The following is an 11,643-nucleotide window of genomic DNA, read 5'->3' as shown; positions in this document are numbered from 1 at the left end:
TCGACCGAACTGGTCGGGCAGTACAACGTGTCCAACCTGCTGGGTGTCATGGCTGCCCTGCGCGCGATGAAGCTGCCGCTGGCCGACGCCGTTGGCGCTTGTACCGGTCTGCTGCCGGTGCCGGGACGCATGGAGCCCCTCGCGGTGGAGGGCCTGCCGCTGGTCGTGATCGACTACGCGCACACGCCTGATGCGCTTGAGAAGGTACTCACGGCGCTCAAACCGGTTGCGATGAGTCGCGGTGGCCAGCTCTGGTGTGTCTTCGGCTGTGGCGGCGACCGTGATGCCAACAAACGCCCGCTGATGGCTGCGGTGGTCGAAAAAAATGCCGACCAGATTGTCGTGACCAGCGACAACCCGCGCAGTGAAAAGCCCTTGGCCATTATTGGGCAGATATTGCTGGGATTGAGTCACCGGGACGCCGTGCATGTGCAGGCCGACCGGGCTGTTGCGATTGCGTATGCGCTGAGCCTGGCGCAGCCTCAGGACGTGGTGCTGCTGGCGGGCAAGGGCCATGAAAGCATTCAGGAGGCGGGTGGCGTCAAGCGCCCGTTCTCTGACAGGGCGCATGCGCAAGCCGCCTTGAACGCAACGCTAGCTGGGCGCAGGGCGGGGGGAGGCGCCGCATGATGACCTTGCAACAAGCCCTTGGCTGGTTGCCATCGGCCCGGCTGGTGGGCGATGGCCGTGTGAAGTTCCTGCGCGTGCATACCGACACGCGCAGCCTGCAGGCTGGCGACCTGTTCGTGGCGCTCAAGGGGGATCGTTTTGACGCCCACGAATTTTTGCCGCTAGCCAAGGCGCAGGGCGCTGTTGCGGCGATCGCGCAGCAGGGTCTGGCTGACGCTGGCCTGGGCGGTCTGGAAGTTGGCGACCCCCGGCTGGCGCTGGGCCAACTGGCTGCCGGCTGGCGTTCGCAATTTAGCTTGCCCCTCATTGCGGTGACTGGCAGCAACGGAAAAACGACGGTCACGCAGATGATTGCGGAGGTTTTGCGTGCCTGGAAATCGGCTGAGGCTTTTGCGACTGAAGGCAACCTCAACAACGACATTGGCGTGCCTCTGACGCTGCTGCGCCTACGGGCTTCGCATCAGGTCGGGGTGGTCGAACTGGGCATGAACCATCCTGGGGAAATAGCCTACCTGGCCGCATTGGCCAAGCCCACCATTGCGCTGGTCAATAACGCGCAGCGGGAGCACCTTGAATTCATGGCCACGGTTGAAGCGGTGGCCCGGGAAAACGGTTCCGTGTTGCAGTCGCTGGATGCAGATGGTGTGGCGGTTTTTCCTGCGGATGATGACTACACATCGGTCTGGCGCAGCCTGGCGGGTTCGCGCCGGGTGTTGACCTTTGCGCTCTCTACCCCGGCAGACGTCACTGCCGAGGCGTGTTGGAACGGCGACCGCTGGAGGGTAGCGGCTCGCACGCCGTCAGGTCCGCTTGAGTTTTCCTTGCATATCGCCGGCCGGCACAACGTCAAGAACGCGTTGGCCGCAGCCGCCTGCGCGCTCGCTGCGGGCGTGCCCTTGGCATTCATCTCGGCAGGCTTGTCAGCGTTTGCGCCGGTCAAGGGACGGTCGCGCGCCGTATCCATACGTCTTCCAGGCCTGCAGGATCGCGTGCTGACGTTGATTGATGACACCTACAACGCCAATCCCGATTCCATGCGTGCCGCCATCGAAGTGTTGGCTGAGCTGCCCGGGCCGCGCTTGCTGGTGATGGGTGATATGGGGGAGGTCGGCGATCAAGGGGTCCAGTTCCACGACGAAGCCGGCCAGCATGCCCGTGCGCTGGGTATCGAAAAGCTTTTCACGCTGGGCGCCCAGTCCCAAAGGGCGGCCATCGCCTTTGGCCAGGGTCACCACTTCAATGACATGTCTGAGCTGGTCGCTGCCGTTTTGGCCGAACTGCCTGCTACAGCCAGCGTGCTGGTGAAGGGCTCCCGCTTCATGAAGATGGAGCGGGTGGTTCACGCCATGACCGATCACGCACACGATCACACCCAACAACGCAAGGAAGAGCCTCATGCTGCTTAGCCTGGCCCAATGGCTCCAGACGATATCCCCTGAGTTTGGTCATTTCAGGGTATTTCAGTACCTGACATTTCGCGCAGTCATGGCGGCAGTCACGGCACTGCTGATAGGCCTGCTAGCCGGGCCATTTGTGATTCGCCGGCTCATAGCGCTCAAGATTGGCCAGCCCATCCGCGAATACGCGATGCAGACGCACTTAAGCAAAAGCGGTACGCCCACCATGGGGGGCGTGCTGATCCTGTTGTCCATTGCGATCTCGACCCTTCTATGGGTCGATTTGTCCAACCGCTTTGTCTGGATTGTGCTGGTCGTCACATTGGGATTCGGCGCCATCGGCTGGGCTGACGATTGGCGCAAAGTAGTGCTCAAGGATCCGGAAGGCATGCGATCGCGCGAAAAATACCTTTGGCAATCCCTGATTGGTCTGGTGGCAGCGCTGTACCTGGTGTTCAGCATCTCGGAGAGCTCCAATATGCGTGTGCTTGAACTGTTCTTCAGCTGGGTGCAGTCAGGTTTTGATGTGAATTTGCCGCCCAAGGCCGGATTGCTGGTGCCTTTTATAAAAGAAGTGAGTTATCCACTGGGCGTGTTTGGTTTTGTGATCCTGACTTACCTGGTGATTGTGGGATCGAGTAATGCCGTCAACCTGACGGATGGACTGGATGGGTTGGCCATCATGCCGGTGGTCATGGTGGGTTCTGCGCTGGGTGTGTTTGCTTATGTGACCGGCAGCGCGGTCTATTCCAAATACCTTTTCTTCCCGCACATCCCTGGTTCCGGTGAGCTGCTTATATTTTGCTCCTCCATGGCGGGGGCAGGGCTGGCATTCCTGTGGTTCAACACGCATCCAGCACAGGTATTCATGGGCGATGTCGGTGCTCTGGCATTGGGCGCCGCGCTGGGCACCATCGCGGTCATCGTGCGACAAGAAATTGTGCTGGCCATCATGGGCGGTATTTTTGTTGTGGAGGCCCTTTCCGTAATGCTGCAGGTGACTTATTTCAAGTACACCAAAAAACGCTACGGTCAAGGGCGGCGCATCCTCAAGATGGCACCGCTGCACCATCACTTCGAGAAGAGTGGCTGGACGGAAACGCAGGTGGTGGTCCGATTCTGGATCATCACCATGCTGCTGTGCCTGGTGGGTCTTTCAACGCTCAAACTGAGATGAAACACCTGGCCCAAAAAAACATTCTTGTCCTGGGACTGGGCGCTTCGGGCCTGGCGCTGGCGCGTTGGTGCGCCCGCTGCGGCGCAAAGGTCACGGTGGCAGACACACGGGCCACACCACCGCAGCTTCAGGCGTTGCGCGCCAGCGTGCCCGCGGCGACGTTTATCAACGCCGAGATGACAGAAGCCCTGCTGGCGAGCGCTGCATTTGATCTGGTGCTGAAAAGCCCGGGTTTGTCGCCCGCGTCGGTGGCGGGTGTGATCACGGCAGCTGTTGCCCGGGGAATCGCCTGCGGCAACGAACTCAGCCTGTTTGCGCAGGCGCTGGCCGATTTGAAGGAGGATCAGGCCTATGTGCCGCAGGTGATTGGCATCACCGGTACCAATGGCAAAACAACCGTGACCTCACTCACCGGTCAGCTTGTGCAACGTGCGGGTAAATCAGTGGCCGTGGCGGGCAATATTGGCCCTACGTTGCTCGACACCCTGGCGGAAAAGCTTGATGAAAAGCTCAAGGGCCACGCCTTGCCAGATGTGTGGGTGCTGGAGCTGTCGAGCTTCCAGCTGGATCGCATCGATAACTTTGAGCCCACCGTGGCCACAGTCCTCAATGTGACGCAAGACCATCTGGACTGGCACGAGACCTTGCCCAACTACATCGTCGCCAAGGCGCGTGTGTACGGCAGCGGCGGCCTCATGCTGCTCAATCGCGACGATCCTTTGGTGATGGCTGCAATACCTCAGCAAATGGCGCAGGTGCCCCGGGTAAAAGGCAAGCAGGTGCGCGACTACCTGACGTTCGGCAGCGATGAGCCGCAGCGCCCGGGGGACTATGGGATTGAAACGGTCAACGGCATGGCGTGGCTGGTGCGCGCTGCCGAAGCTGATGAGACCATCAAGCGTCGCAAAGACGAAGAGGTGGTGCTGCATATTCAGCGCCTGATGCCGCTGGACGCCCTGCGTATCCGCGGCCGCCACAACGCCACCAATGCCCTGGCCGCGCTCGGGCTCGCGGTGGCGGCGGGTTGCAGCCTCGCCCCGATGCTGCATGGCCTGCGCGAATACCGGGGTGAGCCGCATCGTGTGGAATCGGTAGCCGTGGTCAACGACATCGAATACTTCGATGACAGCAAGGGCACCAACGTGGGTGCGACAGCAGCGGCACTTGCGGGCCTGGGAACGGAACGCAAGCTGGTGGTGATTTTGGGCGGCGAAGGCAAGGGGCAGGACTTCTCGCCGCTGGCCGAGCCAGTGTCTCGCTATGTCAGAGCCGTGGTGCTGATAGGACGCGATGCCCCTCTTATCAGGTCTGCGCTGCAGGCCAGTCATGTTCCGCTGCTGGGCGCCGCATCCATGCAGGAAGCGGTGACCGTTGCCGCACAGCAGGCCCGAGGCGGCGACGCCGTACTGATGTCGCCAGCCTGTGCCAGTTTTGACATGTTTGACAACTACGAACACCGTGCGCGGGTCTTCTGTGAAGCGGTGCAGGCGCTTGCCCAGGAACGGGGGACGGTGCTGTGACGGTGGCCACACGTCTTTTCGGCTGGTTCTCCGGCGTCGGCAAAGTCGCCTCGGATGTGCTGCCGGTCCGGCTGGGTGGTCAGAGCCTGTCGCGAACGCTGGCTGCGCCTCCTGTGCGTATGGCAGGTTTTGACCAGGCGCTGGTCTGGGTCACGGTGGCGCTGCTGATGTGGGGTCTGATCATGGTGTATTCGGCATCGATTGCGATGCCTGACAACCCAAAATTTGCACGCTATGCGCACACCCACTTCCTGATGCGCCACATCCTGTCGCTGGTCATGGCTTTCATTGCGGCGGTGCTGGTGTTTCAGGTTCCCATGGCGACCTGGGAAAAGCTGGCGCCCTGGCTGTTTGTCGTGTCCCTGCTGCTGCTGATACTGGTGCTGGTGCCCTTCATTGGCAAGGGCGTCAATGGAGCCCGTCGCTGGATCTCCCTGGGAATCATGAACTTCCAGCCCTCGGAACTGGCGAAATTCGCGGTGCTTCTGTATGCGGCCGACTACATGGTTCGCAAAATGGAAGTGAAAGAACGTTTCTTTCGCGCCGTGATGCCCATGGCGATTGCGATTGCGGTCGTCGGCGTGTTGTTGCTCGCTGAACCCGACATGGGCGCCTTCATGGTGATCTCGGTTATCGCCATGGGGATTCTCTTTCTGGGCGGCGTTAACGCCCGCATGTTCTTTGTGATCGCGGCCGTGGTGGTGGTCGCTTTTGGCCTGATGGTGATGCTCAGTGAGTGGCGGCGCGAGCGGATTTTTGCCTATTTAGACCCCTGGAGCGACAAATATTCCATGGGCAAGGGCTACCAGTTGACGCACTCACTGATTGCATTCGGGCGCGGGGAAATCTTTGGCGTTGGCCTGGGCGGCAGCATTGAAAAACTTCACTGGTTGCCTGAAGCGCATACCGACTTCCTGATGGCTGTGATCGGTGAGGAGTTCGGGCTGCTGGGCGTGCTGGTTGTGATCGGCCTGTTCATGTGGATGACCCGCCGCATCATGCACATAGGCCGCCAGTCGATTGCGCTGGACAGGTTGTTTGCCGGGCTGGTGGCACAGGGTGTCGGGATCTGGATGGGTTTTCAGACCTTTATCAACATAGGCGTGAACCTGGGCGCCTTGCCCACCAAGGGCTTGACCCTGCCCTTGATGAGCTACGGCGGCTCGGCGATTTTGATGAATCTGATTTCGTTGGCTGTCGTCCTGAGAATCGACTATGAAAACCGCGTTCTCATGCGCGGAGGCCGCGTATGAGAACGCGGTTTCGTCAAAACTGTGTCAGCGCGCAGCGCTGCGAAGCGCAAGCGCCGCTCATGCGCGGAGGCCGCATATGAACCGGCAGCATTGCGTTCTCGTCATGGCCGGCGGTACCGGCGGACATATTTTTCCGGGGCTGGCCGTGGCTGACGCATTGCGCGAGCGCGGCTGGCGCGTGCACTGGCTGGGCGGCCGTGGTAGCGCATGCCATCCCAGCATGGAAAGCCAGCTGGTGCCGCCGCGCGGCTTTGCTTTCGAGTCGATTGACTTTTCCGGTGTGCGCGGCAAAGGCCTGGCCACACTGGTGTTTCTGCCGCTGCGTCTGCTCAAGGCCTTTTGGCAAAGCATCCAGGTTCTCAAGCGCGTCAAGCCCGATGTGGTGGTCGGTCTGGGCGGCTACATCAGTTTTCCGGCCGGCATGATGAGTGTGCTGCTCGGCAAGCCGCTGGTGCTGCACGAACAAAACTCCGTGGCAGGTCTGGTCAACAAAATGCTGGCCGGCGTGGCCGACCGCGTTTTTACGGCCTTCCCCGGCGTGTTCAAGAAAGCCGAGTGGATTGGCAACCCCTTGCGTCCCGCTTTTACCCGACAGCCTGATCCTGTTGCACGTTTTGCAGGCCGCAGCGGGCCGCTAAAGCTGCTGGTGGTGGGGGGCAGCCTGGGCGCCAAGGCATTGAACGAGTTGGTGCCCAAAGCCCTCGCGCTGATCCCTATGGCTAAGCGCCCGCAGGTCACGCATCAAAGCGGCGCCCGCCAGATTGAAGCGCTGCGCGCCCACTACGAGGCAGCAGGCGTGCAGGCGGAACTCACGCCGTTCATTGAAGACACCGCCCAGGCCTTTGCCGATGCCGACCTGATCATTTGCCGAGCAGGTGCCAGCACGGTGACCGAGATTGCAGCCCTGGGAGCTGCGGCGCTGTTTGTGCCCTTTCCCTCTGCAGTGGACGACCACCAGACCACCAATGCGAAGTTTCTGGTGGACCAGGGCGGCGGCTGGCTGGTGCAGCAGCGCGACTTGACGGCTGAAAAGCTTGCAGTGATGCTACAAAAAACAGAGCGTACTGCGCTTGTCCAATGCGCACTGCACGCTAAAAACATGCAAAAAACGGACGCCACAGCCCGTGTGGTGGCTGCTTGCGAGGAGCTTGCGACATGAAGCACGCCATTAAACACATTCACTTCATTGGGCTGGGCGGTGCTGGCATGTCAGGCATTGCCGAAGTCTTGCACAACCTCGGTTACGTCATTTCGGGGTCCGACCTGTCGGACAGCTCGACGCTGCAGCGCCTGGCCAGGCTCGGCATCAAGACCTTTGTCGGGCACGCAGCCAGCAACCTGATTTTGGTCGATGCAGTGGTGACGTCAACAGCCGTGCAGGCGGACAACCCTGAAGTGCTTGCGGCGCGCGAAAAGCGCATTCCCGTGGTGCCGCGTGCCCTGATGCTGGCCGAGCTGATGCGCCTGAAACAAGGTATCGCCATTGCCGGTACCCATGGCAAAACCACCACCACCAGCCTGGTCGCCAGTGTGCTGGCCGAAGGTGGTCTGGACCCTACGTTTGTAATCGGCGGCCGGCTCAACAGCGCCGGTGCCAACGCCAAGCTCGGTTCGGGGGATTACATCGTCGTGGAAGCCGACGAATCGGACGCTTCGTTCCTGAACCTGTCGCCCGTGATGGCGGTGGTCACCAATATCGATGCCGACCACATGGAGACCTATGGGCATGACTTTGGCAATCTGAAAAAGGCTTTTGTCGATTTTCTGCACCGCATGCCTTTCTATGGCACGGCGATCCTGTGCACCGATGACCCGGCCGTGCGGGACATCGTGCCGCAAGTCTCCTGCCCCATCACGAGTTACGGTTTTGGCGAAGAGGCACAGGTGCGCGCGGTCAATGTGCGGGCTGTGGGTGCCCAAATGCATTTCACCGCGCAGCGGCGCAACGGCGTCACGCTGCCGGACCTGGACGTTGTGCTCAACCTCGCGGGCGAGCACAACGTGCTCAATGCCTTGTCGGCCATTGCGGTGGCGGTGGAACTCAATGTGCCAGACGCAGCCGTGCAGAAAGCGCTGGCTGAATTCAAGGGCGTGGGTCGGCGCTTCCAGAGTTATGGGGACCTGCCTGCAAAAGACGGGGGGCACTTCACCGTGATCGAAGACTACGGCCACCACCCCGTCGAAATGGCCGCCACACTGGCCGCTGCGCGTGGCGCTTTCCCCGGCAGGCGGCTGGTGTTGGCGTTCCAGCCGCACCGCTACACACGGACACGCGACTGCTTTGAGGATTTCGTCAAAGTCATAGGCCAGGCTGATGCCGTATTGCTGACCGAAGTCTATGCCGCCGGTGAAGCGCCCATCGTGGCGGCGGACAGTCGCTCCCTGGCGCGTGCCTTGCGCGTGGCCGGCAAGGTGGAGCCGGTATTCGTGGACGAGGTGGAGGCCCTGCCACAAGCGATCCTGGACAACGTGCAGGGCGGCGATGTCGTCATGTGCATGGGCGCCGGATCCATCGGGCTTGTGCCCGGAAAAATCGTTGACATGCTGGAAACAACAGAGTCCAACGCGCCGGCAGGACATTGACCATGGCCCAGAACACCTCAAATTTTGGAAAAGTAGCAGTTCTCATGGGCGGCCTGTCCGCCGAGCGTGAAATTTCGCTGATGTCGGGTAACGGCGTCTTGCAGGCACTGCGATCGCGCGGCGTGGACGCCTACGCGTTTGATCCCGCCGAACGCGACATCAGCGAGGTGAAAAAAGGCGGGTTTGCGCGCTGCTTTATCGCGCTGCATGGCCGCTTCGGTGAAGACGGCACCGTGCAAGGCGCGCTGGAGCTGCAAGGTATTCCCTACACAGGTTCCGGAGTCATGGCCTCAAGCATGGCCATTGACAAAGTCATGACCAAACGCGTACTGCTTTCGGAGGGCCTTCCCACCCCCCGGTATGTCCTGCTTCGCCGGGGTTCCTATGGCAGCGCCGACATCAGCGCGGTGCCGGATCAGCTGGGTTTTCCGCTGATTGTCAAACCCGCGCGGGAGGGCTCATCCATTGGCTTGACCAAGGTGACCGAACGGGCCGGCATGCTGGAGGCCGTCGTGCAGGCTGCAAAGCTGGATGCCGACATCTTGTGCGAGCAGTTCATCAGTGGCGACGAAGTGACCTGTCCTGTGCTCGGAAGCGGCGCCGATGCGCATGCCCTGCCTGTCATCCGCATCGTGGCGCCCGAGGGCAACTACGACTACCAGAACAAATACTTCACGGACACCACGCAATACCTGGTGCCTTCCGGACTGCCTGATGGGGAAGAGGCAGTCATCCAGCAACTGGTGCTGCAGGCTTACCGCACACTCAACTGCCGCGGCTGGGCACGCGCCGACGTGATGATTGACAAGGCCACACGCAAGCCCTACCTGCTTGAAATCAATACTTCGCCTGGCATGACGGGGCACTCCCTGGTGCCCATGTCCGCGCGGGCGGCCGGCATTTCCTATGAAGACCTTTGCATCGAGGTGCTGAAGACCGCCGCGCTCGATCATCAAAAGCAGAGCGGAGCCGCCCCTTGAGTCGCACCATCCCACCGCCGCACCGATTGTCCCAGCCCTTGCCGCTGGACGTCAAGCTCATGAACACTTTGTCGGTGGCGCTTGGCCTGGTGTTTGCTGCCATGGTACTGGCGCTGACCATGGCGTGGCTGATGCGTCAGTCGCTGTTCAACCTGAGTGCCCTTCATGTACAGGGCGATTTGACGCACAACAATGCCGTCACCCTGCGCGCCAATGTGGCACCGAAACTGGCCGGTAATTTCTTTACGGTGGACTTGGCGTCCACGCGCGCGGCTTTCGAGGCGGTGCCCTGGGTACGCCGGGCGGTGGTTCAGCGTGAATTTCCAAGTCGGCTGAAGGTGGTGCTGCAGGAACACAAGGCTATCGCCTACTGGGGTTCAGAGGGCGATTCCCGCCTGGTCAATAGCTTTGGTGAAGTGTTTGATGCCAACCAGGGCGACGTGGAAACCGAAGACCTGCCGCTGCTCAATGGGCCGCAGGAACAGGCCCCGCTGGTGCTCCAGGGGTACCAGATGTTGTCCCCGATGTTTGAAGAGATCGACGCTGTGCTGGAACAACTGCAGTTGACGGGGCAGGGCAGCTGGCGTGCCCAACTGGACGGCGGCGCCGTGATTGAACTGGGGCACGGCTCGCTCGATGAGATACAGGCGCGCACCCGCCGGTTCATTGCAACGTTGACACAGGTTTCCTCAAGGTATGGAAGGGACCTGGAGTCCGCCGATCTGCGCTACGGAAACGGCTACGCGATCAAGCTGAGAGGCGTCACCACGGGAAGCCCCGGTGACAACGCAGACAGAAAAAAGAAAAGGTAAACATATGGCCAAAGAATACAAAGATCTGGTGGTTGGGCTAGACATTGGAACCAGCAAGGTGATGGCCGTGGTTGCCGAGGTCATGCCGGGTGGTGAACTCAAGCTCGCGGGCCTGGGCATCGCGTCCAGCAACGGCCTCAAGCGCGGCGTCGTGGTCAATATTGACGCCACCGTGCAAAGCATTCAGCAAGCCCTCAAGGAAGCCGAGCTGATGGCTGACTGCAAGATCGCCCGTGTCTATACCGGCATCACAGGCAGCCATATTCGCGGCATCAATTCCAGCGGCATGGTTGCGGTGAAAGACAAGGAAGTCACGCAGGCCGATGTGGCCCGTGTGATTGAGACGGCCAAGGCCATCAACATCTCGACTGACCAACGCCTGCTACTGGTCGAACCCCAGGAGTTTGTGATCGACGGTCAGGATGTTCGCGAACCGATCGGCATGAGCGGCATCCGCCTGGAGGCCAAAGTGCATATCGTGACCGGCGCGCAAAGTGCTGCCGAGAACATTATCAAATGCGTGCGACGCTGTGGACTTGAAGTGGACCAACTGATGCTCAACCCGCTGGCCTCAAGCCTGTCGGTGCTGACGCGGGACGAGCAGGAACTCGGCGTAGCGCTTCTGGACATTGGCGCCGGCACCACCGATGTCGCGATCTTCACCGGTGGCGCGATCCGGCACACAGCCGTGATTCCGATTGCCGGTGACTTGATTACCAGCGACATCGCCATGGCTTTGCGTACCCCCACCAAGGACGCCGAGGACATCAAGGTCGAAAGCGGCTATGCCAAGCAGTTGCTGGCTGACCCCGGCACGCAGGTGGAAGTGCCCGGCTTGGGTGACCGCGGCCCCCGCATGTTGAGCAAACAGGCGTTGGCCGGTGTTATTGAGCCGCGTGTTGAAGAAATTTTTTCGCTGGTCCAGCAGGTGATCCGCGAGTCGGGCTACGAAGAAGTGCTGTCTTCGGGCATTGTCATCACCGGCGGCAGCGCGGTGATGCCCGGCATGGTCGAACTCGGTGAGGACATCTTCCTGAAACCCGTGCGGCGCGGCATACCGCGCTACTCCAGCGCGCTCTCCGACATGGTGGCCCAAGCCAGGGCCGCCACGGTGATGGGATTGCTTGAAGAAGCCCGGCTGGGACGCATGCGGGGCTACAAGGTGGCGCAGAAGGCTGGCAGCGTGCACAACGCATTCGGCCGTGTCAAAGACTGGTTTGTGGGGAATTTTTGATGAATAAATCTTCCAACTTCATGGGGCGTTCTTCGCGGTGTATCCATTCCGGAGGCG

10 protein-coding genes are annotated in these 11,643 nt (G+C 60.9%); all 10 read left to right on the top strand.

The features are described 5' to 3' along the window. Positions 1 to 630: Mur ligase family protein (locus B3F77_RS04995; protein WP_293603888.1), on the top strand; the 630-nt coding region annotated here is incomplete at its 5' end. After that, complete coding sequence (locus tag B3F77_RS04990) at positions 627 to 2,036, top strand: UDP-N-acetylmuramoyl-tripeptide--D-alanyl-D-alanine ligase (protein ID WP_293603887.1); 1,410 nt, start codon at positions 627 to 629, stop codon at positions 2,034 to 2,036. The genes B3F77_RS04995 and B3F77_RS04990, both read left to right, overlap by 4 nt. Then, complete coding sequence (mraY, locus tag B3F77_RS04985; RefSeq protein ID WP_293603886.1) at positions 2,026 to 3,204, top strand: phospho-N-acetylmuramoyl-pentapeptide-transferase; 1,179 nt, start codon at positions 2,026 to 2,028, stop codon at positions 3,202 to 3,204. Before B3F77_RS04990 ends, mraY begins: the two co-directional genes overlap by 11 nt. Continuing rightward, on the top strand, positions 3,201 to 4,724 hold the full coding sequence (gene murD / locus B3F77_RS04980; protein ID WP_293603885.1) for a UDP-N-acetylmuramoyl-L-alanine--D-glutamate ligase: 1,524 nt from the start codon (positions 3,201 to 3,203) through the stop codon (positions 4,722 to 4,724). The genes mraY and murD overlap by 4 nt, the downstream gene beginning before the upstream one ends. Beyond that, positions 4,721 to 5,977 (top strand): putative lipid II flippase FtsW, encoded by a 1,257-nt coding sequence (ftsW, locus tag B3F77_RS04975; protein WP_414702958.1) that lies wholly within the window; start codon positions 4,721 to 4,723, stop codon positions 5,975 to 5,977. Before murD ends, ftsW begins: the two co-directional genes overlap by 4 nt. A 76-nt stretch (positions 5,978 to 6,053) precedes the next feature. Continuing rightward, the gene (gene murG / locus B3F77_RS04970; RefSeq protein ID WP_293603883.1) at positions 6,054 to 7,136 is read left to right on the top strand and encodes an undecaprenyldiphospho-muramoylpentapeptide beta-N-acetylglucosaminyltransferase; all 1,083 of its coding nucleotides are present in this window, start codon (positions 6,054 to 6,056) and stop codon (positions 7,134 to 7,136) included. After that, complete coding sequence (gene murC / locus B3F77_RS04965; protein WP_293603882.1) at positions 7,133 to 8,560, top strand: UDP-N-acetylmuramate--L-alanine ligase; 1,428 nt, start codon at positions 7,133 to 7,135, stop codon at positions 8,558 to 8,560. Before murG ends, murC begins: the two co-directional genes overlap by 4 nt. 2 nt (positions 8,561 to 8,562) lie before the next feature. Next, positions 8,563 to 9,540: a D-alanine--D-alanine ligase gene (locus B3F77_RS04960; RefSeq protein WP_293603881.1), complete on the top strand. Its 978-nt coding sequence runs from the start codon at positions 8,563 to 8,565 to the stop codon at positions 9,538 to 9,540. Next, the gene (locus B3F77_RS04955) at positions 9,537 to 10,352 is read left to right on the top strand and encodes a cell division protein FtsQ/DivIB (protein ID WP_293603880.1); all 816 of its coding nucleotides are present in this window, start codon (positions 9,537 to 9,539) and stop codon (positions 10,350 to 10,352) included. The genes B3F77_RS04960 and B3F77_RS04955 overlap by 4 nt, the downstream gene beginning before the upstream one ends. A 4-nt stretch (positions 10,353 to 10,356) precedes the next feature. Beyond that, positions 10,357 to 11,586, top strand: a complete 1,230-nt coding sequence (ftsA, locus tag B3F77_RS04950; protein ID WP_293603879.1) for a cell division protein FtsA — start codon at positions 10,357 to 10,359, stop codon at positions 11,584 to 11,586. Positions 11,587 to 11,643: the final 57 nt, after the last annotated feature.

Origin of the sequence: Polaromonas sp. UBA4122, from assembly GCA_002381615.1 — a bacterium.
Taxonomy (GTDB): Bacteria; Pseudomonadota; Gammaproteobacteria; order Burkholderiales; family Burkholderiaceae_C; genus Polaromonas.
Note: the sequence above shows the minus strand (reverse complement) of the source record. Positions and strands in the feature narration are given on the sequence as shown.